The sequence below is a fragment of the Nonomuraea sp. NPDC050451 genome, assembly GCF_044458585.1.
In genome coordinates, this window is the sequence record NZ_JBITHZ010000013.1 from 301232 (window position 1) to 324784 (window position 23553).

The 23553-nt window shown below is 69.1% G+C and carries 23 protein-coding genes; 13 read left to right on the forward strand and 10 right to left on the reverse strand.

The features are described from left to right. The first annotated feature begins 415 nt into the window (after window positions 1–415). From ACIBI9_RS34970 to ACIBI9_RS34995, 6 genes are all read left to right on the forward strand, one after another. Entirely contained in the window at window positions 416–3187 is a 2772-nt protein-coding gene (locus tag ACIBI9_RS34970; protein WP_397228430.1) for a nitrate- and nitrite sensing domain-containing protein, read from the forward strand. Window positions 3188–3254: 67 nt separating this feature from the next. Then, window positions 3255–3677 carry a roadblock/LC7 domain-containing protein gene (locus ACIBI9_RS34975; RefSeq protein WP_387564126.1) on the forward strand — a complete coding sequence of 141 codons (423 nt, stop codon included), beginning with the start codon at window positions 3255–3257 and terminating at the stop codon, window positions 3675–3677. Further along, a complete protein-coding gene (locus ACIBI9_RS34980; protein ID WP_397228481.1) occupies window positions 3677–4096 on the forward strand; it encodes a DUF742 domain-containing protein in 420 nt (139 codons plus the stop codon). The genes ACIBI9_RS34975 and ACIBI9_RS34980 overlap by 1 nt, the downstream gene beginning before the upstream one ends. After that, window positions 4077–4664, forward strand: a complete 588-nt coding sequence (locus ACIBI9_RS34985; RefSeq protein WP_364839647.1) for an ATP/GTP-binding protein — start codon at window positions 4077–4079, stop codon at window positions 4662–4664. Before ACIBI9_RS34980 ends, ACIBI9_RS34985 begins: the two co-directional genes overlap by 20 nt. 121 nt (window positions 4665–4785) lie before the next feature. Continuing rightward, complete coding sequence (locus tag ACIBI9_RS34990) at window positions 4786–6159, forward strand: aldehyde dehydrogenase family protein (protein ID WP_397228432.1); 1374 nt, start codon at window positions 4786–4788, stop codon at window positions 6157–6159. Between the two features lie 6 nt (window positions 6160–6165). Continuing rightward, window positions 6166–6609 (forward strand): hypothetical protein, encoded by a 444-nt coding sequence (locus ACIBI9_RS34995; RefSeq protein ID WP_397228434.1) that lies wholly within the window; start codon window positions 6166–6168, stop codon window positions 6607–6609. A gap of 1 nt (window position 6610) precedes the next feature. Here ACIBI9_RS34995 and ACIBI9_RS35000 read toward each other — a convergent pair whose 3' ends face one another. The 10 genes from ACIBI9_RS35000 to ACIBI9_RS35045 form a co-directional block, all read right to left on the reverse strand. Beyond that, window positions 6611–7417 (reverse strand): ABC transporter permease, encoded by an 807-nt coding sequence (locus ACIBI9_RS35000; protein ID WP_397228436.1) that lies wholly within the window; start codon window positions 7415–7417, stop codon window positions 6611–6613. Next, entirely contained in the window at window positions 7414–8193 is a 780-nt protein-coding gene (locus tag ACIBI9_RS35005; protein WP_397228438.1) for an ABC transporter permease, read from the reverse strand. Before ACIBI9_RS35005 ends, ACIBI9_RS35000 begins: the two co-directional genes overlap by 4 nt. Further along, window positions 8190–9152 carry an ABC transporter substrate-binding protein gene (locus ACIBI9_RS35010; RefSeq protein WP_397228440.1) on the reverse strand — a complete coding sequence of 321 codons (963 nt, stop codon included), beginning with the start codon at window positions 9150–9152 and terminating at the stop codon, window positions 8190–8192. Before ACIBI9_RS35010 ends, ACIBI9_RS35005 begins: the two co-directional genes overlap by 4 nt. 58 nt (window positions 9153–9210) lie before the next feature. Then, window positions 9211–9990 carry an ABC transporter permease gene (locus tag ACIBI9_RS35015; RefSeq protein ID WP_397228442.1) on the reverse strand — a complete coding sequence of 260 codons (780 nt, stop codon included), beginning with the start codon at window positions 9988–9990 and terminating at the stop codon, window positions 9211–9213. Next, window positions 9987–10760, reverse strand: a complete 774-nt coding sequence (locus tag ACIBI9_RS35020; RefSeq protein WP_397228444.1) for an ABC transporter permease — start codon at window positions 10758–10760, stop codon at window positions 9987–9989. Before ACIBI9_RS35020 ends, ACIBI9_RS35015 begins: the two co-directional genes overlap by 4 nt. Then, window positions 10757–11740, reverse strand: a complete 984-nt coding sequence (locus ACIBI9_RS35025) for an ABC transporter substrate-binding protein (RefSeq protein WP_397228446.1) — start codon at window positions 11738–11740, stop codon at window positions 10757–10759. The genes ACIBI9_RS35020 and ACIBI9_RS35025 overlap by 4 nt, the downstream gene beginning before the upstream one ends. A gap of 92 nt (window positions 11741–11832) precedes the next feature. Further along, a complete protein-coding gene (locus ACIBI9_RS35030) occupies window positions 11833–13281 on the reverse strand; it encodes a dihydroorotase family protein (protein WP_397228448.1) in 1449 nt (482 codons plus the stop codon). A 14-nt stretch (window positions 13282–13295) separates the two neighbouring features. Continuing rightward, entirely contained in the window at window positions 13296–14072 is a 777-nt protein-coding gene (locus ACIBI9_RS35035; RefSeq protein ID WP_397228449.1) for an ABC transporter permease, read from the reverse strand. Continuing rightward, the gene (locus ACIBI9_RS35040; protein ID WP_397228451.1) at window positions 14069–14878 is read right to left on the reverse strand and encodes an ABC transporter permease; all 810 of its coding nucleotides are present in this window, start codon (window positions 14876–14878) and stop codon (window positions 14069–14071) included. The genes ACIBI9_RS35035 and ACIBI9_RS35040 overlap by 4 nt, the downstream gene beginning before the upstream one ends. Further along, a complete protein-coding gene (locus tag ACIBI9_RS35045) occupies window positions 14875–15867 on the reverse strand; it encodes an ABC transporter substrate-binding protein (protein ID WP_397228453.1) in 993 nt (330 codons plus the stop codon). Before ACIBI9_RS35045 ends, ACIBI9_RS35040 begins: the two co-directional genes overlap by 4 nt. Before the next feature lie 544 nt (window positions 15868–16411). Here ACIBI9_RS35045 and ACIBI9_RS35050 point away from each other — a divergent pair. From ACIBI9_RS35050 to ACIBI9_RS35080, 7 genes are all read left to right on the forward strand, one after another. After that, window positions 16412–19159, forward strand: coding sequence for a nitrate- and nitrite sensing domain-containing protein (locus tag ACIBI9_RS35050; protein ID WP_397228455.1), 2748 nt, complete (start codon window positions 16412–16414; stop codon window positions 19157–19159). Beyond that, entirely contained in the window at window positions 19156–19578 is a 423-nt protein-coding gene (locus ACIBI9_RS35055; RefSeq protein ID WP_185071550.1) for a roadblock/LC7 domain-containing protein, read from the forward strand. Before ACIBI9_RS35050 ends, ACIBI9_RS35055 begins: the two co-directional genes overlap by 4 nt. 131 nt (window positions 19579–19709) lie before the next feature. Further along, a complete protein-coding gene (locus ACIBI9_RS35060) occupies window positions 19710–20033 on the forward strand; it encodes a DUF742 domain-containing protein (RefSeq protein ID WP_138667107.1) in 324 nt (107 codons plus the stop codon). A 7-nt stretch (window positions 20034–20040) separates the two neighbouring features. Next, complete coding sequence (locus tag ACIBI9_RS35065; RefSeq protein ID WP_350730330.1) at window positions 20041–20601, forward strand: ATP/GTP-binding protein; 561 nt, start codon at window positions 20041–20043, stop codon at window positions 20599–20601. Window positions 20602–20658: 57 nt separating this feature from the next. After that, entirely contained in the window at window positions 20659–22212 is a 1554-nt protein-coding gene (ffh, locus tag ACIBI9_RS35070) for a signal recognition particle protein (protein ID WP_397228458.1), read from the forward strand. Window positions 22213–22842: 630 nt separating this feature from the next. Further along, window positions 22843–23283, forward strand: a complete 441-nt coding sequence (gene rpsP / locus ACIBI9_RS35075; RefSeq protein ID WP_397228460.1) for a 30S ribosomal protein S16 — start codon at window positions 22843–22845, stop codon at window positions 23281–23283. A 1-nt stretch (window position 23284) separates the two neighbouring features. Further along, a complete protein-coding gene (locus tag ACIBI9_RS35080) occupies window positions 23285–23530 on the forward strand; it encodes an RNA-binding protein (RefSeq protein WP_043634919.1) in 246 nt (81 codons plus the stop codon). The last annotated feature ends 23 nt before the right edge of the window (window positions 23531–23553 follow it).

A 23553-nucleotide genomic window follows, 5' to 3' on the forward strand; every position in this document is an offset into this window, starting at 1 on the left:
AAGGAGGGGATTGGCGGGGCGACTGTTACTGATGGGGCCGGTCAGTCGAATATTCCACGAGTCCGGAGGAGGCTCGCTGGACACTCTTCTGTTGCCTGTTTCACCAGCTAGAGGGCAGCCTTACCGATTCTGCCGAAATTTTTGGACAATCGGGGATAAATGCCCCAATGGGGCACTAGTAGTGGTTGGCCCGCGCCAACTGCTGTGCTCAAATGACTGCACTATCTGACGTACATATTGCCCCACGTGCATTTACCTGCATGGTCACCGAGAATTCCCCTCCAGGGGCGAGAGGTTGCGAAGGCAAGTGAGAACGCAGAGCGCTGAAGCTTCCGCCGACCGCGAGCCGCACGGGCATCAGAAGCGACGGCTGCCCAACCCTCCTTCACGCAGGTTCGGGCTGGGCAACTGGCACGTGCGATCGCGCCTTATCGCGCTGATCGTCGTCCCCACGGCCGTGGCCGTGGGTCTGGGCGGACTGAACGTGTTCACCTCGCTCAGGGACGCCAACACCTATCAGACCCTCAGAGAGGTAGCCGAGCTCAGCCAGCAGCTCGGCGCCGTCACCCATGAGCTGTCCTTCGAACGCGACCAGACCGCCCTCTACATCGCCCAGGGCCGCCCGGGCAACCGCGAGGCCCAGCTCCGTACGACCTACAGCGGTGTGAACAACCTCATCGACGAGGCCAAGCGGCGGGCACAGGCGCTCTCGGACACCCATGCCGAGGCCGTACGACCCGTGCTCCGGCGACTGGACGAGATCCCGACGCTGCGTGAGACGGCCGTCAAGGGGAAGATCCAGCCCCTCCCGATGATCCAGAAGTACTCGCAGATCATCGCGGCCCTGCTCCAGTTCCACGACCAGGTCGGCCAGGTGGCGGTGGACGACGAGGTCTCGCACAGCGCCAGCGCGATGGCCGCCATCGCCCGGGGCAAGGAGCAGGCCTCCAAGCAGCGCGGCGTCCTGGCCAGCGCCCTGGACAAGAAGGGCTTCGACAGCGGCGAGCTCGACGCGCTCACCGACGCCAAGTCGCGTGAGGAGAGCGAGGAGACGCTGTTCGCGACCCTGGCCACCCTCGACCAGCTCGAGCTCTACCGCAACACGGTCGTGGGCAGGGACGTCGACCAGACCGACCTGTTCAGGCTGCGGGCCATGGCGCAGTCCGCCGAAGGCAAGGAGCTGAGCATCGGCATACGGCCGGACAAGGACGTCGCCACCTGGTTCGACGTCAGCACCGGCAAGATCGACGCGCTGCGCAGCGTGGAGAAGGACCTGTCCTCCTCCGTAATCCTGCGCGCCCGCGCCCTGGAGGAAGCCGCCAACCGCTCGGCGCTGATCTCCGGCGGCCTCATCCTGCTCCTGCTCATCGTGGTCACCGCGATCATCTCGCTCATCGCCCGCTCGCTCATCAGGCCGCTGCGCAAGCTGCGCGGCGAGGCCCTCGACATCGCCGGCCACCGCCTGCCGGAGACCGTGCAGCAGCTGCGCGACAGCGGCGACGGCGCGGCCGGCCCCGTCATCCCCATCGGCGTGGACACCCACGACGAGATCGGCGAGGTCGCGCGGGCGTTCGACGAGGTGCACCGCGAGGCGGTCCGGCTGGCGGGCGAGGAGGCCCGCCTGCGAAGCAACGTCAACGCGATGTTCGTGAACCTGTCGCGGCGCAGCCAGACGCTGGTGGAACGGCAGATCACCCTGATCGACGGGCTGGAGCAGGGCGAGCAGGACGAGCAGCGGCTCGGCAACCTGTTCAAGCTGGACCACCTGGCCACCCGCATGCGGCGCAACAGCGAGAACCTGCTGGTGCTGGCCGGCCAGGACCCGCCGCGCCGCTGGAGCCAGCCGGTCAAGCTGGTGGACGTGGCCCGCGCCTCCCTCTCGGAGGTGGAGAACTACGAGCGGGTCGTCCTCCAGGTTCCGGACGGCGTCTCCGTGGCCGGCCAGGCCGTCAACGACGTCATCCACCTGCTGGCCGAGCTCGTCGAGAACGCCCTGTCGTTCTCGCCGCGCGAGACCAGGGTGACCGTCTCCGGCAGCCGGATCGACGGCGGCGGCGTGATGCTGTCGATCACCGACGCCGGCATCGGCATGACCCAGGAGGAACTGGTCCAGGCCAACGACCGCCTCACGGACGCGCCGAGCGTGGACGTGTCGGTGTCGCGCCGCATGGGCCTGTTCGTGGTCGCGAGGCTGGCGCACCGGCACGGCATCCGGGTCCAGCTGCGCCCGCACAGCTCGGGCGGCCTGACCGCGATGGTGCTCATCCCGGAGAACATGCTCGGCTCCCAGGCCCCCAACTTGTCCGGCATGCCGTCCTTCTCGGGCAACCAGCCTCCCGCCCTCGCGGGCGCGGGGAGCGGTGGTCCCGGCGAGCAGCCGTACTCGGGGCCGCACCCTGCCCCTCCGGCCACGGACTGGCCGCAGCCCGCCCCTCCGGCCACCGACTGGCCGCAGCCCACGTACCAGATGGGGTCCGGCCAGATGGGGCCCGGCCAGATGGGGCCCGGCCACCCGTCCTTCCCGTCGCACCCGGAGATGAGCGGCAACTGGCCGCCGACGCAGCAGTGGCAGCCGGACGCCAACGCGTGGCCGTCGGAGCCGCGCATCGGCAGCGGATACGACAGCTCCGACGTGTGGACCCCGCCCCGCAGCCCGTCCTGGAACGGCGACCGCGCACTGCCCAGACGGCCCGTGCCCGAGCCCCCGCCGGGTGGCTGGGGCCGTGACACCATGCCGCCGCAGCGGCCCGGGTTCGACTTCCCCGAGACCGAGTCCGCCAACCCAGGCTCCATCCCGGCCGCGCCGCCCGCCTCGGCGGGAGACGACTACTTACCCATCTTCGCCGCGGTGGAGTCGGCCTGGTTCGGCCGCAACAACGGGGCGAGCTGGGGTTCGAGCAAGGCCGACGAAGGATGGAGCGCCGCGGAGGCAGTGGTGGAACCGGTACGTGACGGCCAGACGGCGGCGGGACTCCCCAAGCGGGTGCCCAAGGCCAACCTGGTGCCCGGCTCGGCCGACACCTCGGCTCCGAAGGGCGTGACACCGATGCCGTCGGTGTCGCCGGACCGCATCCGCAACCGGCTCTCGAGCTTCCAGCAGGGCTTCCGTGCGGCGCGTGACGACATCACCGAGGGCAGGGCGTTCCCCTCTGGCCCCAGGAACAACGACAGGGAGGAGGGAGTATGAGCGAGCGAAGCGAGCGACCCATCAAACACAGCCGACTGTCGCTCATGCGACCGACGGAGGAGGGCGCATGAGCGATCTGAGCCATGCGGCACGTGGTGTCGACTGGCTGATCACTGACTTCGTCAGTACGGTTCCGGGCGTCGCGCACGCGGTGGTCGTCTCGTCCGACGGGCTGCCATTGGCGGCCTCGTCGGGCTTTCCGGCTGACCGGGCCGATCAGCTGGCTGCGATCGCGTCGGGTCTGGTGAGCCTGACGCAGGGTGCGGCCAGGGTGTTCGAGGGTGGTGCGGTCAATCAGACGATCGTGGAGATGCAGCGCGGGCTGATGCTGATCATGTCGATCAGCGACGGCTCGTGCCTGGCGGTGCTGGCGGCTCCGGACTGTGACATGGGTCTGGTGGCGTATCAGATGACGCTGATGGTTGATCGCGCCGGTCAGGTGCTGACCCCGGCTGTGCGTGCCGAGCTGCGCGCCAGCCAGACCAGGTGATGTACGTGTCAGACCCGAGATGGAACAGCGGCGGTTGGGCGCCCCCGCCTGTGCCCCAGTCCCAGTCGCAGCTGAATCCCGACCCCGCATCGCCCGTCCGTCCTTATGCCGTGACAGGTGGACGGACGGCGCCGCGGGTCAAGCTGGCGATGGAGGCCCTGGTGTCCTCGGCGACCGCCGAGCACCGGGAGTTCTCGCATATCACGCCGGAGTACCAGGCGATCAGCCAACTGTGCCGGCAGGTGCGGTCCGTGGCGGAGGTGTCCGCCCTGCTGCGGATCCCCCTCGGCGTGGTGCGCGTGCTGATCGCTGACATGGCTGCCGAAGGTCTTGTCCGTGTGCATCAGCCACAGCTGGACGAGGGCAGGCCGGACGTCAATCTGCTCGAAAGGGTGCTCAGTGGACTTCGCAGGCTCTAGCCCCGGCCTCACCTCGACGAAGATCGTGGTGGCTGGAGGTTTCGGGGTGGGCAAGACGACTTTCGTCGGCGCGGTGTCGGAGATCATGCCGTTGACCACGGAGGCCGTCATGACCGACGCCTCCGTGGGGATCGACGATCTGGGCATGACGCCGCTGAAGTCGACCACGACCGTCGCCATGGACTTCGGCCGGGTCTCCCTGGACCGTGATCTGATTCTCTACCTGTTCGGGACGCCCGGGCAGCACCGGTTCTGGTTCATGTGGGACGACCTGGTACGCGGCGCCATCGGCGCGGTCGTGCTGGTGGACACGCGCCGACTTTCCGACAGTTTTCCGGCGATCGACTACTTCGAGGAGGCCCAGCTGCCTTTCGTGGTGGGCGTCAACGGCTGGGACGGTGAATATCCGCACAGCGACGCCGAGGTACGCGACGCCCTGACGCTGGCGCCGCACATCCCGTTGGTGCGGCTCGACGCCAGGTCCAAGGACTCGGTGAAGGCCGCGCTGATCAACCTGGTCGAACACGCGCTCTCGGTCCGCATGGCCGTGCCGGGCTGGGGTGGTTAGCTCCGCTTTCGCGCCGCTTTCGCCCGCGTGGGCGCGTTGACAGCCGCGGCACTCTCCTGATCACAATGGCTCCCGCCGAGCATCGCAGGAGCATCATGTCCCGTGGCCGCACCACATGAACGTGAGGAACCCGATCACCGGGCAGGCCGACAGGCCGCTCGCCCCTGTCCCGCCCGACCGGCTCGCCGCCCTGGCGGCCGGTCTGCGCGAAAGGCAGCGGAGCTGGCTGGAGGCCGACCGCGGCGAGATCCTCTCCAGGTTCGCCGCCGCGCTGGCCGCCGACGAGGAATTGCTCGCGGCGCTGGTGGCCGACACCGGCAGGGTGGGGGAGTCGGTCCTGGAGCGGCAGATCGTCGCCGGCCTCATCGACCGATGGGTACGCCAGGCGCCCGCCCTCCTCGCCCCCCCGGCCGAGACCCCCGCCTCGCTGCCCGGCGTCTTCGTGGGTGGCGACGTGGTGCCGTACGAGCTGGTCGGGGTGATCAGCCCGTGGAACTTCCCGCTCCTGCTGGGCCTCATCGACGCCGTGCCCGCGCTGGCCGCGGGATGCGCGGTGCTGGTCAAGCCGAGCGAGGTGACGCCCAGGTTCATCGAGCCGCTGATGCGGCTGGTCCCGGACGAGTTGCCGCTGGAGGTCGTCGAAGGGGACGGCGAGACGGGGGCGGCCCTGGTGGACCTGGTGGACGCCGTGGTCTTCACCGGCAGCGTGGAGACGGGACAGGTGGTCGCCGAGGCGGCGGCCCGCGCGTTCGTGCCCGCGTTCCTGGAGCTGGGCGGCAAGGATCCGGCGATCGTGCTGGCCGGGGCCGACCTGGAGCGGGCCGCGTCGGCCGTCCTCTGGGGCGGCACCGCCAACGCCGGGCAGTCGTGTCAGTCGATCGAGCGCGTCTACGTGGCCCGCGAGGTCCACGACGAGTTCCTGGCGCTGCTGGTGGACCGGGCCGGCAAGGTGGGCCTGACCTGCGAGGGAGGCCCGATCGGGCCGATCATCGGCCCGGGCCAGGAGGACGTGATCGCCGCCCACCTGGCCGACGCCGTCGCCAAGGGCGCGACCGTGCACACGGGAGGCCGGATCGAGCGGCACGGCGGCGGCCACTGGTGCCGCCCGACCGTGCTGTCCGGCGTCGACCACGGCATGCTGGTGATGACGGAGGAGACGTTCGGCCCGGTGCTGCCGGTCATGGCCGTGGACGGGCCCGACGAGGCGGTCGCGATGGCCAACGACTCGGTCTACGGCCTGTCGGCCGCGGTCTTCGCCGCCACGGAGGAGCAGGCCATGGCCGTGGCGGCCCGGCTGCGCGCCGGCGCGATCAGCGTCAACGACGCCTCGCTGACCGCGCTCGTGCACGAGGGCGAGAAGCACTCCTTCCGCCTGTCGGGGCTCGGCGGCTCGCGGATGGGCGCCGCCTCCATCCGCCGGTTCGTACGCCGCAGGGCCTTCCTGGTCAACCGTTCCGACGCCGCCGACCCCTGGTGGCACTCGACGAAGGAGTAGTTCCGGATGGGACTTCGCGCGGACATGCCGCTGCTGGCCCGCCACGAGGGCGAATGGGAGGGCGAGTACCTCCACCTCGACCGAGAGGGCAACCCGATCGACCGGCACCGCGTCCAGATGACCTGCGCGATCCTGGACGACGCCGTCTACCACCAGACCAACCGCTACGTCTGGGACGACGGGCGCACCGAGGTGCACGAGTTCCCGGGCACCTACCTCGGCGGCGGGCGCTGCGGGTTCGACACCGAGCGGATCAAGGGCGAGTTCTGGGAGCTGGACGGCAGCACCATCTACCTCAGCTGGCAGTACAAGGCCGAGGGCGAGGACCTGCGCCTCCACGAGATGATCGTGCTCAGCGAGGACGGCAAGTCCCGCAGCCGCGTCTGGCAGTGGATCAAGGACGGCATGTGCGTGAAGCGCACCCTGATCAACGAGCGCCGCGTGAGCTGACTCAGCCTCTCGCCCCTCGGTGCCACGACAGCACCACGCGCTCGAACCCCAGGAACGCGGTGTTGAGCAGGATGCCCAGCAGCCCGAGCAGCACGATCCCCGCCCACATGGCCGGGATGTCGAACTGGCTCTGCGCCTCCAGCATCCGGTGCCCGATGCCCTCGGTGCTGGCGACCAGCTCCGAGATGATCATCATGATCAGGGCCAGCGACACGCTCAGCCGCAGCCCGGCGAAGATCTTGGGTGAGGCGCCGGGCAGGATGATCCGGGTGAGCCGCTGCCAGGGGCCGAGCCGGTAGACGACCCCGGTCTCGATGTACTGCCGGTCCACGTGGCGGGCGCCGTCCATGGAGTTGATCAGTACGGGCCAGACGACGCCGTACACGATCGCGGCCAGCTGCATCGGGGTGCCGATCTTGAACAGCGCCAGGAAGACCGGCACCAGCGTGGTGGGCGGCACCGAGCGGCCGAAGTGCAGCAGCGGCTCCACCAGGGCCGACAACCAGCGCGAACGGCCGAGCGCGACCCCGATCGCCATCCCGGCCACGCAGGCCATCGCCCAGCCCGCGAACAGCCTGGCCAGGCTGGGCAGCAGGTCGGCGACGGCTTCGTCGGTCAGGAACGCCCGCGTCCACGGCCCCGAGAACCACAGTTCGTGCAGCCTGGCCACGATCCGCGACGGCGGCGGGAAGTACGCGGCCTGCGCGGACCGCGTGGCCAGCTCCCAGCAGAGCACGGCCACGGGCAGCAGCCAGTACCACACGAGCCCTCGCCCGAAGGAGGTCCTCCGGGAGAGAAGGGAGGTCATGAGGCGTTCCCCGTCCGTTCCCGGTGCCAGCGGAACACGCGCCGTTCGGCGGCCGTGAACAGCAGGTTTGCGGCCAGCCCGATCAGCCCCGCCCACAGCGGCGCCGCCAGCATGCGGTCGAGCCGGTTCGCGCTGCCCGCCAGCGACAGGAACGCGCCGATCCCGCCCCCGCCCGGTGCCAGCAGCTCCGCGCTGACGGCCACGATCAGGGTGACCGACACCGCGATCCGCACGCCCGTGGCGATGAAGGGCGCCGCGCTCGGCAGGCTCACCCGCAGCGCCACGGCGACCGGCCCGAAGCCGAAGCTCCGCAGCGTCTCCTTGGCCAGCGGATCGACGTCGGTCAGGCCGTACAGCGTGTTGATCAGCACCGGCCACGTGCAGGTGTAGACGACCAGCGCGGTCTTGGCGTCCTGGCTCTCGGTCCACAGGAACATCGCGATCGGGATCAGCGACACCGACGGGATCGGCCGCAGGAACTCCACCAGCGGCCGCACCGAGCGCTCCACGAACGGGACCGTGCCGAGCAGCAGCCCCGCGGGCACGGCGACCGCGACCGCGATGACCAGCCCGCTCGCGCACGCGGCCAGCGTGGCCAGCACGTCGGCCCTGAACTGCGGCTCCAGCGGCAGCTCCGCCGCCGTGGCGAGCACGGACGACACGTACGGCCATCCGGCCGGGGCCAGCCCGAGCCGCCCGGCCACCTCGACGAGGGCGATGAACACGGCGATCCCGAGCCCCCCGAGCACCGCCCGCCCGATCCGGTGTTCGATCATCCGCCCACAGGCGCGAACAGCTGCGCCACGTCCACCTTGGCCTTGAGGTAGCCATAGCCGTGCAGCAGGTCGGCCAGCTTCTGGACGCCGGCCTTGTCGGCTTCCATCGAGAACTTGCCGAGCGTCATCGCCGCCGCCGCGTCCGCCGGGATCTGCGTGTACGTCGGCACCACCTCGTCGATCGCCTTTCTGTCGGAGCCCGCGATCTGCTGGGCCTTGGCCAGGGCGCGGTGGAAGGCGGCGGCCGTCTTCGGGTTCTTGGCCAGCCAGTCCTCCGTGACGCCCCACCCGTCGATCGGCACGCCGGCCGTCACGCCGTCGGTGGTGTCGATGATCTGCGTGGCGCCGCTCTTCTTCGCCGCCGTCAGGAACGGCTCGACCAGCCAGGCCGCGTCCACCTTGCCCGAGCCCAGCGCGGAGATCTGGTCGGTGAACGGCACCGGGAGGTACTTGACGTCCTCGGGCTTGAGCCCGGCCTCCTGCAGGTGGGCGTTGGTCAGCGTCTGGCCGAGCGCCTTGAGCACGTTGACCGCGATGGTCTTGCCCTTGAGATCGGCGGGCGCCTTGATGGGGGAGCCCTTGGCCACGACGACGCCGGCGATGTTGGGGGCGGCCTCCTGGCTGTGCTGGAAGAGCTTGAGCTTGGCGGCGCCCGAGTCGTTGATGGCCATCAGCGACACGTAGCTCGTGAGGAACGCGTCCATGCTGCCGTTCAGGATCTTCGGCATGACCGCCTGCGGCGCCTGGATGATCTCCGTCTTGACGGTCAGGCCCTCCTCCTTGAAGAAGCCGCGCTTCTCCGCGATGAACAGCGGCGCCGACGACGGGACCGGCACCACGCCGACCAGCAGCTGGGTCTTCTCCAGCCCGCCCGAGGACGAGGTGCTGCTCGTGCCCGTCTGGCTCCCTTCTCCTCCTCCTCCTCCTCCGCATGCGCTGAGCGTCAGCGCGATCGCCATACCCGCGACTACGAACCTGGCCAGCTTCATCGCCAATGCCTTTCTCGGTCCTGAGAGTTCACGAATTACCGGTGGCCTGCCTGTGCCAGACGAGCACCCGGCGCTCGGCCAGCACGAACAGGGAGTTGACGACGTAGCCGAGGACGCCCAGCAGGGCGATCGCCGCCCACACCCCGGCGCCGTCGAAGCTGCGCATGGCTGTCAGCAACTGGTAGCCGATGCCGTCCGTGCCGCCGACGAGCTCGGAGATCACCATGAGGATCAGCGCCAGCGACAGGCTCAGCCGCAGCCCGGCGAAGATCTTGGGCGCGGCGGCGGGGAGGACGACCAGGCCCAGACGCTGCGGCCGCGACAGGTTGAAGACCGTGGCCGTGTCGGTGTAGGTGCGATCGACGGACCTGACACCGTCGATCGAGTTGAGCAGCACCGGCCAGATCACTCCGAACACGATAGTGGCCAGCTGCGTGGTCAGGCCCGCCCGGAACAACACGAGGAACAGCGGCAGCAGCAGCGGAGGCGGGATGGCCCGGCCGAACTCGATCAGCGGGTCCACGTAGTCGGTCGCCGAGCGCGAACGCCCGAGCAGCACACCCGCCACGATCCCGATCAGCGCGGCCAGCAGCCAGCCGCCGAACATGCGGCCGAGGCTGGGCAGGATGTTCGCGATCGCGTCGTTCGTCAGGAAGCCACGAGCGGGCGGGCCGGAGAACCACAGCTCGCGCATGCGCGCCACGATCGTCGTGGGCGGCGGGAAATCGGTGTCCCCGATCGCGCGCCCGGCGATCTCCCAGAGGACCAGCACCACGGGGACCACCCAGAGCCGGGCGAGCGCCTTCACGAAACGGCCCCCGTCCGCGCGTGGTGCCAACGGAACAGGCGGCGCTCGCCGGCGAGCAGCACCATGTTCGCGATCACGCCGAAGAGACCGGCCCAGAACGTCGCCGCCATCATGAGATCGGTCCGGTTGCCGTTGCCGGCCACGGTCACGTAGACGCCGATCCCGTTCACGCCGCCGGCCACCAGCTCGGCGCTGACGGCCAGGACCAGCGCGATCCCGGCGGCGATCCTGACGCCGGTCGCGACGAACGGGGCCGCGCTGGGCAGGCTCACCCTGGCGAGCACGGCCAGCGGGCCGAACCCGAAGCTGCGCAGGGACTCCTTGGCCAGCGGGTCCACGTCGCGCATGCCGTACAGGGTGTTGATCAGGATCGGCCAGACGGACGCGTACACGATGACGGAGACCTTCATCAGCTCGTCCACCGGGACCAGCAGGATCGCGAGCGGGATGATGGCCACGGAGGGGATCGGCCGCATGAACTCGAGCACGGGCCTGATCGCCCGCTCCACCGGCGTCAGCGCGCCGAGCAGCACGCCCGCGGGCACGGCCACCGCGACGGCGGTCAGCAGGCCGAGCGCCCAGTTCGTGAGGGTGGCGCCCACCCCGGCCAGGAATTTGACGTCGGCCGGGAGGCGCACGGCTTCGTACAGGACGGCCGAAGGCGGCGGAAAGAGGAGGTTCTCGCCCAGGCCGAAGCGGATGACCAGCTCTCCGGCCAGGAGGAACCCCGCGGCGCCGACGGCGCCGCGGAGCACGCGGGCACCCGTCATCCGCCCGGGCTCGCCGCGATGAGCGACTTCACGTCGATCGGGCCGTTGATGTACTTGTACTCGAGCATGAGGTCGGCCACCTTCTGCAGCCGGGCCGCCTCCAGGGTGCTCGGGTAGGCGCCCAGGGTGATCGCCGCGGCGGTCTTGGCGTCGATCTTCGTGTACGTCGGCAGCGCCGCCTCGATCTCCTTGCGGTCACCGGAGGCGAGCTGCTGCGCCTTGGAGATCGCCCGCTGGAAGGCGGCCAGCGTCTTCGGGTTCTGCTGGACCCATTCGTCGGTGGCCATCCAGCCCGCGATGGGGAGGTCCGCGGTCTGGCCGGTCATGGTGTCGGCGATCGTGCGGAAACCGAGCGTGTTCTTGCTGGCCGTGATGAACGGCTCGGTGATCCAGCCCGCGTCACCCTGCCCCGCGGTGATCGCGTTGCCCATCTCGGGGAACGGCTTCTCGGCGAACTTGACGTCCGCCTCGCTGAGCCCGGCCGCCTTGAGTTGGGTCGTGACCGCCAGCGTGGCGATGTTCCTGAGGTTGTTGACCAGGACCGTCTTGCCCTTCAGGTCCGCGACCTTCTGGATCGGCGAGTCCTTGGGAACCATGATCTCGAAGGTGTTGGGGGCCGCCCGGTACATGTCCGCCACCAGCTTGATCTTCTTGCCCTGGCTGGCGGCCAGGATCGAGGACACGTAGTTGGTCTGCGTGATGTCCAGGGCGCCGCTCTCGATCTGCGGCAGCGCGGCGGCGCCGCCGGTGATCGTGACCGGCTCCACCGTCAGGCCCTCTTCCTTGAAGAAGCCCTTGGCCTGGGCGATGTAGAGGGCGACCGGGTCGGGAATGGGCAGCGCCCCGACCTTGACGGTGGTCTTCTCCAGGCCGTTGGGTCCCGTCGAGGCCGGGGACGCGCCGCCCCCGCTGCAGCCGGTGAGCGCGAGGACGGCGACGGCGCCGAGCGTGAGTACGTGACAGCGCAGTTTGCGTGTCATGGGGGGTCTCCTACTTGTAGTTGGGAGAGCGAGACACGTTACTTTGCGTGAGCGTACCCGAGGAATGATCGACTTTGCAGGCGCATGCGCTTTCAGGCAGGCCGGGACACGTAGCGGCCCACCGGCCGGCCCACGATCTTGCCGGCGTCGAGCACGTGGTTGCCGCGCACGAACGTGTCGGTGACCTTGGCGGTCAGCTCGAACCCCTCGAACGGCGTGTACTCCTGCGTCGACTCCGAGTCCTGCGCGCGTACCGTCCAGGTCTGCCCGGGGTCGACCAGGCAGATGTCGGCGTCGAAGCCGGGGGCGAGGGTGCCCTTGGTGCGTAGTCCGTACCGCTTGGCGGGGTTCCACGAGGTCAGCGCGGCGATCCTGCCGTACGGCAGGCCCCTGCGGCGGCCTTCGGTGATCAGGCCGGGCAGCAGGTACTCGGCGCCGCCGAACCCGGCCTTGGCCACGAAGACGTCGTCGCTCGGTTCGCCGAACTTGAGCTCCTCGCGGCAGCAGGCGTGGTCGCTGACCACCCAGTCCACGGTGCCCTCGAGCACGTGTCCCCACAGCGCCTCGACGTCCTCGCGGGGCCTGATCGGCGGGTTGACCTTGGCCCCGATGCCGCTGGCCGTGTCGATGTCGGCGAGCAGGTGACCGATCGTGACCTCGCGGCGGAAGTCGATGTGGGGGAACGTCGCCGCCATGCGCACGGCGGCGTCCAGAGCCTTGGCGGAGGAAAGGTGCAGCAGGTTGATGTTGGCCAGGCCCGTCTCGTGGGCGAGGTAGGAGGCGATGAAGACGGCCAGCCCCTCGGAGTGCGGCGGGCGGGAGGCGCTGTAGGCGGCCAGGCCGCTCAGGTCTCCGGCCTCCTCCACGAGCTTCGTGTACGCGGTCATGATCTCGGCCGTCTCGCAGTGCAGCGACAACGAGATCTCGCCCGCCAGCTCGGGCAGCCGCTCCCTGGCCGCCTGCACGCCGCGCATCACGAACTCGAAGTGCGCGTAGTCGTAGCGCTCGCCCTCCGGCAGCATGAGGAAGGCCCGCTGGTCGTCGGAGCGCCCGTGCAGCCCGTGCCCGCCGTAGAACATGAAGATCTTGAACGACGGCACGCCGAACCGCTCGACCAGGTCGGGCAGCTCGCCGATGTGCCCGCTCGACATGGGCGCCAGGTGGAAGCCGTAGTCGACGTAGGCCCGGCCCTCGGCCTGCTTGAGCACCTCCGGGAAGAACTCGGCGTAGGGACCGCCCCTGTTGAGGTAGTACTGGCCGGTCCGCATGTAGGTGAGCGCCGTCGTCACGCCGCCCTGGGCGCTGGCCCGGCTCTCCGACTCGGTGTCCTCGGGCAGCGGGTTGTAGATGCCCCAGTGCTGGTGGGCGTCGACGACTCCGGGGAAGGCCAGCTTGCCGCCGCCGTCGATCACCTCGCCGGCGGCGGACTGGCCGGGCTCCACCCGTACGATGCGGCCGTCCGCGATGGCGATGTCCGCCTCCACGGGGTCGTCGTGTTCGTGGGTGACAACCTTCACGTTCTTCAACAACAGGTCGGTCACAGCAGTGGTCTTTCCTAAGCGAGGCGGTGGGCGTGGCGGTGCCAGGACAGCACGCGCCGCTCCACCGTGAGGAACAGTGAGTTGAATGCGAAGCCCAGCACGCCGAGCAGCACCACGTTGGCCCAGATGGCGGGCATGTCGGCGGCGCTGACGGCCATGTTGAGGAGATAGCCGAATCCCTCGGTGCTGGCCTTGAGCTCGGAGATGACCATGAGGATCAGCGCCAGGGAGACGCTCAGGCGCAGGCCCGCGAAGATCTTCGGTGCCGCGGCGGGCAGGATGATGCGGAAGAACCGCAGGCGGGCGGGCACGCCGAAGACGGCCGCGGTCTCGACCTTCAGCACGTCGAGGTTGCGCGCGCCGTCGATGGAGTTGATCAGGATCGGCCAGACGATGCCGAACACGATGGTCGCGACCTGCACCTGCGGGCCGATCTGGAAGAGCACGAGGAAGATCGGCAGCATCACGGGAGGCGGCACCGCCCGGCCGAACTCGATCAGCGGTTCGACGATGTCGGCCAGCCAGGGGGTCCTGCCGATGGCCACCCCGAGCGCCACGCCGATGACCACGGCGATGGCCCAGGAGCCGACCACCCTGATCAGGCTGGGCAGGAAGTGGTGGACCGCCTCTTCGGTGAAGATGAAGGGCCCGGAGAACCACATCTCGTACATCCGGGACGCGATCAGGGTCGGTGCGGGGAGGAACGGAGTGGCGAGCGCCCCCGCGAGCAGCTCCCAGCCGAAGAACATGACCGGGACCAGCCACAGGCGCTTGACCAGGGTGAGGATCATGTGTTTCGCCACCTGAACAGCCGCCGCTCGACGCGTGCGAGCAGGATGTTGACGACGAGCCCGATCACGCCGGCCCAGATCAGGACCGCGACGACGTCGATCAGCGCGTCCATGCCGATGCCGGTGCTCGCCTCGATGAGGAAGCCTCCGACGCCGACCGAGCCGCCCACGATGTACTCCACGCTGATGGCCAGGATGAGCGTGATGGAGGCGGCCAGCCGGACGCCCGTCGCGATGAAGGGAGCCGCGCTCGGCAGGGCGACCCGCCAGATCACCGCGCCGGGGCCGAACCCGAACGAGCGCAGCGTCTCCTTGCCCAGCGGGTCCACGTCGCGCACCCCGTACAGGGTGTTGATCAGGATCGGCCAGGAGGCGGCGAACACGATGAGCGCCACCTTGGCGTTGATCTCCGGCTGGAAGAAGAACAGCGCCAGCGGGATCAGCGCCACCGAGGGGATGGGTCGCAGGAACTCCACGAACACCCGGGTCATCTCCTCGACCACCGGGACCGTTCCCAGCAGCAGCCCGATGGGGACGGCGATGAGGACGGCCAGCGGCAGGCCGATGGCCGCCGCGGTGAGGGTGCCCGCGATGTCCCCGAGGAATTCCGGGTCCACGGCCAGGGAGAAGGTCCTGGCCAGGGTGTCCGCGGCCGGAGGCATCCACTTGAACAGGCCCGACATGCCGAGAAGCTGCCAGGCAAGCAGAAAACCCGCCACGCCGATGGCGTGGCGGGTGTATTTGGCCAGCTTGGCGCGGGCGAGCGGGGTCTGCCCGCGCCGCGCCGGGTTGATCGTGGTCATCATCCCTGAGGTGCTGCGTAGATCATCGAGTTGACGTCGATCTTCTGCTTGAGCATTCCGGCGTCGAACATCAGGTCGGCCACCCGCTGGATACGCTGCGCGTTCAGCGAGGTCGGGTAGGCGCCGAGGTTGATCGTGGCGGCGGTCTCAGCCGGGATCTTGGTGAAGGTCGGCAGGACCTTGGTGACCGCGCTGCGGTCGGTGGCGGCGATCTGCTGCGCCTTGGCCATGGCCCGCTGGAAGGCGGCCAGGGTCTTGGGGTTGTTCTGCGTCCACTTCTCCGTGGCCGCCCAGCCGGTGATGGGCAGACCGTCGGTTGGGCCGGACATGGTGTCCAGCAGCATGGTGGCGCCGATCTCCTTCTTCGCCTGGCTGACGTACGGGTCCGTCATCCACACGGCGTCGACGCTGCCCTTGTCCAGCGAGGAGATCCATTCCGTCGTCGGGATCACGACGTAGGTGATGTCCTTGGTGGCGTCAATACCGGCGATCTTGAAGTGGGGGCTCATCGTGAGCGTGCCCAGACCACCGACGATGTTGACGCCGATCTTCTTGCCCTTCAGGTCGGCGACCTGCTTGATCGGGGAGTCCTTCTTGACCATGATGCCGAAGGCCCCGGGCGCGCCCTGGTAGGAGTCGGCGATGTACTTGAACTTCTCGGAGCCCGACTGCTGGATGGTCAGGATGGTCGCGTAGCTGCCCAGCACCACGTCCATCTGGCCGTTGGAGAGCTTGGGGAGCACCGCCTGGGGAGCCTGGATGGGCTCCTGCTTGACGTTGAGGCCTTCTTCCTTGAAGAAGCCGCGCTCCATGGCGATGAACAGTGGCGCAGAGTCCGCACCCGGATACTGTCCGACCAACAGGTCGGTTTTCATGCCGCCGGCCGCGGAACTCGAGCTTTCTGGTTTGTCGCCGGAACTTGAACACCCGGTGATGACGAGGGTGCTCACAAGCCCAATCAGGGCACTACGCCCTAATGCACCGAACCGCATTACGCGTCTCCTTATGAACCCATGGGGGTGGGGGTGTTGGTAACTGAGGGTGTCAGCGACGGGTGAACCCTAGCGCAGCCCGTAGTTCCCGATGCACCGGGAACTCCTAAAATTAACAAGATATATCACCATATGTGGCAATATATCCTTTTTGTCCGATTTTTATCTCGGACCCGGCTTGACTTAGAGGGCCTGTGGCAGGTGTTGTGATTTGCGTAAAATGTGCAGCTGTGTGTCGACCGTGATCTTTGCGCTATTGGCCGATCTCGTGTTGATGTGCTCCAATAAGCTCTCGCCCCAAGGGTGCGTCGGCGTCACACCGCAAACAACCTGCATAACGTGATCTTCGTGCACCAGACCGTCCGAGGAGAGGTTGCGGAGGCAAGTGAAGAGTGTTGTCCCCTCTGTGGGCGGGGATCCGGGCTTAATAGAGGAAGCCCCCCGACACGCGTCTGGCGGACCACAGCAGCCGGCCGCCCCAGGCGTTGCGGGCGAGTCTGGGAAGGCTCGGACGGGATCGCGTTTCTCCCTGCGTAACTGGCGTGTGCGCTCCAAGCTCCTGGTCCTGGTCGTCATCCCGACCCTCGCCGCGCTCGTGCTCGGTGGCCTGCGCGTCACCACCTCGATCGCGAGCGCCGGCGACTACGCACAGGTCAACGAGGTCGCCGTACTGGCGAGCCGGCTGACCGCCCTCGCGCACGAGGTCGAGGTGGAGCGCGACTACACCGCGCGCTTCGTCGCCCTCGGACGCAAGGCCGGCAGGACCGAAGTGACCGATCAGTACGAGCCGGTCAACAAGCTCGTCGCCGAGGTCAAGGGCAGCGTCGACGCCCTGGCGACCTCCGACAGCCCTCAGGCCCCCGAGGCCCTGCGCATCAAGAACCGTCTCAACGAGCTCGACACCGCGCGTAAGAACGCGATGGACTCCCAGCTCGACGTGAACTCCGTCATCGAGCTCTACGACCGGTTCATCACAGACCTCCTCTCCCTGAACGACACCATCGACCAAGGTGCGGTCGACAAGGAGCTCTCGGCGAGCGTCTCCGGCTTCGCCGCGCTCACCCGAGCCAAGCAGTACGTCTCCACGCAGCGCGCGCTGCTCGTGGCGGCCCTGGCCACCAGGGAATTCGGCCGCGTCGAGCTCGACTCCTTCATCGCCGCCCGCGCGCAGAAGAACAGTGAGCTGGCCACCTTCCGCGCGCAGGTCCCCCTTGAGCTGCGCCAGGCGTACGACGACACCGTCAGCGGCAAGGCCGTCGACCGCGCGGAGATCCTGGCCGCCCGAGCCCTGTTCCTGCAGAGCCTGGGGCAACCACGGAACGTGTCGGACCCGAAGCTCGGCCTCACCCGTGACGGCAAGGACTGGTTCGCCGCCATCAGCGAGACCATCGACGGGATGCGCAAGGTCGAGCAGCGCGTCGCCGACTCGATCGTGCTCCGCAGCCGCACCCTGGAAGGGGCCGAGCAGCAGAGCGCCGTCATCGTGGCGGTCGGCATCCTGATCCTGCTCATCCTCGTGCTGCTGGTCACCGTGTTCATGGCGCGTTCGCTGAGCGGCCCCCTGCGCAGGCTGCGCAGGGAGGCGCTGTTCATCGCCGGCCGCCGGCTGCCCGACACCGTCCGCCAGCTCCGTGAGTCGGAGTCGGTCGGGGACGTCGACGTCCAGCCCATCGGTGTCGCCTCTCAGGACGAGATCGGTGAAGTCGCGCGGGCCTTCGACGAGATCCACCGCGAGGCGGTCCGGCTGGCGGGCGAGGAAGCCCGCCTGCGAAGCAACGTCAACGCGATGTTCGTGAACCTGTCGCGGCGCAGCCAGACGCTGGTGGAACGGCAGATCACCCTGATCGACGGGCTGGAGCAGGGCGAGCAGGACGAGCAGCGGCTCGGCAACCTGTTCAAGCTGGACCACCTGGCCACCCGCATGCGGCGCAACAGCGAGAACCTGCTGGTCCTCGCGGGCCAGGACCCGCCCCGCCGCTGGAGCAAGCCCGTCAAGCTGGTCGACGTCGCCCGCGCCTCGCTGTCCGAGGTCGAGAACTACGAGCGGGTCGTCCTCCAGGTTCCGGACGGCGTCGCCGTGGCCGGCCAGGCCGTCAACGACGTCATCCACCTGCTGGCCGAGCTGATCGAGAACGCCCTGTCGTTCTCGCCCCGCGAGACCAGGGTGACCGTCTCCGGCAGCCGGATCGACGGCGGCGGCGTCATGCTGTCGATCAGCGACTCCGGCATCGGCATGACTCCGGACGAGCTCACCATCGCCAACGACCGCCTCATGGACGCCCCCACCGTGGACGTGTCGGTGTCGCGCCGCATGGGCCTGTTCGTGGTCGCGAGGCTGGCGCACCGGCACGGCATCCGGGTGCAGCTGCGCCCCCACGGCACCGGCGGTCTGACCGCCATGGTCCTGATGCCGGAAGCGCTGCTCGGCTCGCAGTCTCCCGCCTACGCGACCCCCGGAAGCAACGGCATGGGCACCCTGGACTCGTTCGACGAGAGCTTCGGCGCTCGTACGGCCATGCCATCCATGCCTTCCATGCCTCCCATGCAGCCCCCGATGCCTCCCGTGCCGCCGCCGCCCGCCCCCCAGTGGGGTCCGGGAGGCTACCAGCCAGGACCGGGACACCCGTCGTTCCCCTCACAGCCGTCCTTCTCGGCCCAGCCGAGCATGGACGTGGGCTGGCCGTCCGACCCGCGCAGCAGCAGCGGCGGCTACGACACCTCTGACGTCTGGGTGCCGGCGCGCAACTCCAACAGCCGGCCGGGCGAATGGGGCCAGGACAACAGCAACTCCTCCCTGCCGAGACGGCCCTTCGGCGGCGACCAGATGGACATGGGGCAGCCGAAGTACGACTTCCCCGAAACGGAGTCGGCGGCCACCGGTCCCATCCCGGCCGTGAAGCCCGCCTCTTCGGGCGACGAATACCTGCCGATCTTCGCCTCGGTCGAGTCGGCCTGGTTCGAGCACGGCAACGAGGGCGCCGCCACCTGGGGTTCCGCCAAGGCGGACGCGGGCTGGAGCGCCGCGGAGGCGGTCGTCGAGCCGGTACGTGACGGTGCGACCGCGGCGGGGCTGCCCAAGCGGGTGCCCAAGGCCAACCTGGTGCCCGGCTCGGCCGACACCGTCTCGGCGCCCAAGGGCGTCGCCCCCATGCCGGCGGTCTCGCCGGAGCGGGTGCGCAGCCGTCTTTCGAGCTTCCAGCAGGGGTTCAGGGCGGCACGTGACGACATCAGCGAGGGCAGGACGTACCCCTCCGGTCCGAGAAGTGTTGAAAGCAGGGATGAGCGCGCATGAATGACTTGAGCCAGTCGGCACGTGGGGTGGACTGGTTAATCACCGATTTCGTCAGCACCGTTCCTGGCGTCGCTCACGCGGTGGTCGTCTCTTCCGACGGGCTGCCGCTGGCGGCCTCCGCGGGATTCCCGGCTGACCGGGCTGACCAGCTGGCTGCCATCGCGTCGGGCCTGGTGAGCCTGACGCAGGGCGCGGCCAGGGTGTTCGAGGGCGGTCCGGTCAATCAGACGATCGTGGAGATGCAGCGCGGGCTGATGCTGATCATGTCGATCAGCGACGGCTCGTGCCTGGCGGTGCTGGCGGCCCCGGACTGTGACATGGGTCTGGTGGCGTATCAGATGACGCTGATGGTTGATCGCGCCGGGCAGGTGCTTACCCCGGCTGTGCGTGCTGAGTTGCGCGCCAGCCAGACCAGGTGATGTAGGTGACAGACCCGAGATGGAACAGCGGCGGCTGGGACTCCCATAACAGCGGTGCGTGGGATTCCCAGAACAGTGGGAGCTGGCAGCCTCCCCCTCCGCCGCCGCCCAGCAACGACCCCGCCTCGCCGGTGCGGCCCTATGCCGTGACCGGCGGGCGTACCGCGCCCAAGGTCAAGCTGGCCATGGAGGCCCTGGTGTCCTCGGCGACCGCCGAGCACCGGGAGTTCTCGCACATCACCCCGGAGTACAAGGCGATCAGCCAGCTGTGCCTGCAGGTCAGGTCGGTGGCTGAGGTCTCGGCGCTGCTGCGGATCCCGCTCGGTGTGGTGCGTGTTCTGATCGCGGATATGGCGGCCGAGGGCCTGGTTCGGGTGCATCAGCCGCAGCTGGATGCGGGTAGGCCGGACGTCAACCTGCTGGAAAGGGTGCTCAGTGGACTTCGCAGGCTCTAGCCCCGGTTTGACCTCGACGAAGATCGTGGTCGCCGGTGGGTTCGGGGTGGGCAAGACGACCTTCGTCGGCGCGGTGTCGGAGATCATGCCGTTGACCACGGAGGCCGTCATGACCGACGCCTCCAAGGGCATCGACGATCTGGGCATGACGCCGCTGAAGTCGACCACGACCGTCGCCATGGACTTCGGCCGCGTCTCGCTCGATCGTGACCTGATCCTGTACCTGTTCGGCACGCCCGGACAGCACCGGTTCTGGTTCATGTGGGACGACCTCGTCCGCGGTGCCATCGGCGCGGTGGTGCTCGTGGACACGCGCCGCCTGGCGGACAGCTTCCCCGCGATCGACTACTTCGAGGAGGCCCAGCTGCCGTTCATCGTGGGGGTGAACGGCTGGGACGGCCAGTACGCCCACAGCGACACCGAAGTGCGTGACGCCCTGACCCTGGCGCCGCACATCCCGATGGTGCGCCTGGACGCCCGCTCCAAGGACTCGGTCAAGACCGCGCTGATCAACCTGGTCGAGCACGCGCTCTCGGTCCGCATGGCCGTGCCAGGCTGGAGCGGCTAGCGGAGCGGATAGGCTGGAGTCTTAGACGTTCATTCGCTTCGAGGACTGGCCAACCACGTGTTCGAGACGCTATCCGACCGGTTGACATCGGTCTTCTCCTCCCTCCGGTCCAAAGGCCGGCTGTCCGATGCCGACATCGACGCCACCACCCGCGAGATCCGCATCGCCCTGCTGGAGGCCGATGTCGCGCTCCCGGTGGTCAAGGCGTTCGTCGCCCAGGTCAAGGAGCGCGCCCGCGGGGCCGAGGTCTCCCAGGCGCTCAACCCGGCGCAGCAGGTCGTCAAGATCGTCAATGACGAGCTGATCGCGATCCTCGGCGGCGAGACGCGCAGGCTCCGCCTCGCCAAGACGCCGCCGACCGTGATCATGCTGGCGGGTCTGCAGGGCGCCGGTAAGACCACCCTGGCCGGCAAGCTGGCCAGGTGGCTGCGCGAGCAGGGCCACACGCCCATGCTGGTCGCCGCCGACCTGCAGCGCCCCAACGCCGTCCAGCAGCTCCAGGTCGTGGGCGAGCGCGCCGAGGTCGCGGTCTACGCCCCCGAGCCGGGCAACGGCACCGGCGACCCGATCGAGGTCGCCCGCACGTCGATCGACGAGGCCAAGCGCCTGCTGCACGACATCGTCATCATCGACACCGCCGGCCGCCTGGGCATCGACCAGGAGATGATGAAGCAGGCCGCCGACATCCGCGACGCGGTCTCGCCCGACGAGGTCCTGTTCGTGGTCGACGCCATGATCGGCCAGGACGCCGTCACGACGGCGCAGGCGTTCATGGAGGGCGTCGGCTTCGACGGGGTCGTGCTGACCAAGCTCGACGGCGACGCCCGCGGTGGCGCCGCCCTGTCGGTGCGGCACATCACGGGCCGGCCGATCATGTTCGCCTCCACGGGCGAGAAGCTCGAGGACTTCGACGCCTTCCACCCCGACCGGATGGCCTCCCGCATCCTCGACATGGGTGACATCCTCACCCTGATCGAGCAGGCCCAGAAGACGTTCGACGAGGAGCAGGCCGCCAAGATGGCGGGCAAGCTCACGTCGGGCGAAAACTTCACGCTCGAGGACTTCCTCGAGCAGATGATGATGGTCCAGAAGATGGGGCCCATCAAAAACCTGCTGGGCATGATGCCCGGCATGGGGCAGATGCGCGACCAGCTCAACTCCATCGACGACCGCGACCTCGACCGCATCGCCGCCATCATCCGCTCGATGACGCCCGGGGAGCGCCAGGACCCCAAGATCATCAACGGGTCGCGCCGGGCCCGCATCGCGGCCGGCTCCGGCGTCACGGTCACCGCCGTCAGCAACCTCGTCACCCGCTTCTTCGAGGCGCAGAAGATGATGAAGCGGATGGCGGGCGGCATGGGCATTCCCGGCATGCCGGGCGGCCGGGGCAAGGCGGCCAAGGCGCAGAAGAAGGCCAAGAAGGGGCGGCGCGTCAGCGGCGACCCGCGCAAGGCGGCCCTCGGCAAGGCCTCCGCCGCCGAGGAGGCTCCGGCGGCCGAGCCCAAGAGCGGCGGCCTGCTGGGCAACCTGGGGGGCAAGCTGCCTCCGGGGGTGGAGCTGCCGCCCGGCTTCGACCCCTCCAAGTTCCGCCTGCCCGGCCAGAAGTAACCCCCGCCGGGACCCTCACCCGGCGGCGCCACTCCGTTTCCGGAGGTGGCGTGCCCAGGGCTCCCGGCGGCGGTCCACCCCGGGCTATCGGCGGCCTTGGCCCCCGCGGTCCGCGCTGTAGCTTTTCCAGTGGCATGTGCCCCGCTTTCGGCGCCTTCTCCTGGGGCTTCTGTGTTGGCAGTCGCCCACCCTGGAGCCCGCGGCGGCGCGCTCTCGGCCCTGCGGCTGTGGGCCCCACCTTCCCGCCGGCCCGGCCCGGCCCGTCACCGTGAGCGCCCGCGCACGCCGCCCCCGCCCGTCTGCCCTGCGGTATCGGGCGCCCCATTCGCGTGTGCCGGGGATCATGCGCCGGCGGGATAGCATGGGCGGGTCGCTCGCCGTACATGCGGCCAGGTCGCAAGCGCCGCTGAGCCTCCGGGAGCCGTTCGGGCACGGACGGAGGCGGCGCGTCGTGACGGAACGTCGATGGCAGTGCCGTCGATCTGGCACAATGGCATGTTGGAACATCGTGACCAGGCGGGTGCCCTCTCACCTCCCGCCGGACGCGCCTGTCCCTGGAGCGTCGTCTTGTCGTGCCCCACTCGGCGAGATGCCGTTCACCCACGCTCGAATGCAGGAGAGACCACACCCGTGGCAGTCAAGATCAAGCTCAAGCGGCTCGGCATGATCCGCAACGCTCAATACCGCATCGTCGTCGCCGACAGCCGCACCAAGCGTGACGGCCGGGCGATCGAGGAGATCGGCCTGTACCACCCGAAGGACAACCCTTCGCGCATCGAGGTCAACGCCGAGCGTGCGGCCTACTGGCTGGGGGTCGGCGCGCAGCCGACCGAGCCCGTCCTGAAGCTGCTCAAGCTCACCGGCGACTGGCAGAAGTTCAAGGGCGAGCCCGCCCCTGCGCCGATGAAGGTCGCCGAGCCCGCGCCCGACCGTCACGCCCTCTACGAGGCCGCGGCCAAGGAGGCGCTGTCCGGTGGCGACACCGGCACGGCCGCCACCACGCCGAGGAAGGCCAAGAAGAAGGAAGTGGCCGAGGCCCCCGCCGAGACCCAGACCGAGGGCGAGGCCTGACGTGCTCGAGGAGGCTCTCGAGCACCTCGTGAAGGGCATCGTCGAACATCCAGACGATGTCCGGGTCCGCGCACGCCGCATTCGCAGCGGGCGCGTCCTGGAGGTCCGGGTGCACCCCGAGGACCTGGGCAAGGTCATCGGACGCGGCGGGCGCACCGCCAAGGCGCTGCGCACCGTTGTGAACGCCCTGGCCGACGGGAAGTACGTACGGGTCGACCTGCTCGACCTGCACGAAGCAGTCCGTTAGCGTCAGGTTTCCGCGCCCTCATC

Coding starts and splice junctions, on each gene's coding strand:
- ACIBI9_RS35055 (WP_185071550.1), top strand. CDS start 19,156: ATGAATGACTTGAGCCAGTCGGCACGTGGGGTGGACTGGTTAATCACC.
- ACIBI9_RS34975 (WP_387564126.1), top strand. CDS start 3,255: ATGAGCGATCTGAGCCATGCGGCACGTGGTGTCGACTGGCTGATCACT.
- ACIBI9_RS34995 (WP_397228434.1), top strand. CDS start 6,166: ATGGGACTTCGCGCGGACATGCCGCTGCTGGCCCGCCACGAGGGCGAA.
- ACIBI9_RS35000 (WP_397228436.1), bottom strand. CDS start 7,417: ATGACCTCCCTTCTCTCCCGGAGGACCTCCTTCGGGCGAGGGCTCGTG.
- ACIBI9_RS35045 (WP_397228453.1), bottom strand. CDS start 15,867: ATGCGGTTCGGTGCATTAGGGCGTAGTGCCCTGATTGGGCTTGTGAGC.
- ACIBI9_RS35040 (WP_397228451.1), bottom strand. CDS start 14,878: ATGATGACCACGATCAACCCGGCGCGGCGCGGGCAGACCCCGCTCGCC.
- ACIBI9_RS35020 (WP_397228444.1), bottom strand. CDS start 10,760: ATGACGGGTGCCCGCGTGCTCCGCGGCGCCGTCGGCGCCGCGGGGTTC.
- ACIBI9_RS34980 (WP_397228481.1), top strand. CDS start 3,677: ATGTACGTGTCAGACCCGAGATGGAACAGCGGCGGTTGGGCGCCCCCG.
- ACIBI9_RS35025 (WP_397228446.1), bottom strand. CDS start 11,740: ATGACACGCAAACTGCGCTGTCACGTACTCACGCTCGGCGCCGTCGCC.
- ACIBI9_RS35010 (WP_397228440.1), bottom strand. CDS start 9,152: ATGGCGATCGCGCTGACGCTCAGCGCATGCGGAGGAGGAGGAGGAGGA.
- ACIBI9_RS35005 (WP_397228438.1), bottom strand. CDS start 8,193: ATGATCGAACACCGGATCGGGCGGGCGGTGCTCGGGGGGCTCGGGATC.
- ACIBI9_RS35035 (WP_397228449.1), bottom strand. CDS start 14,072: ATGATCCTCACCCTGGTCAAGCGCCTGTGGCTGGTCCCGGTCATGTTC.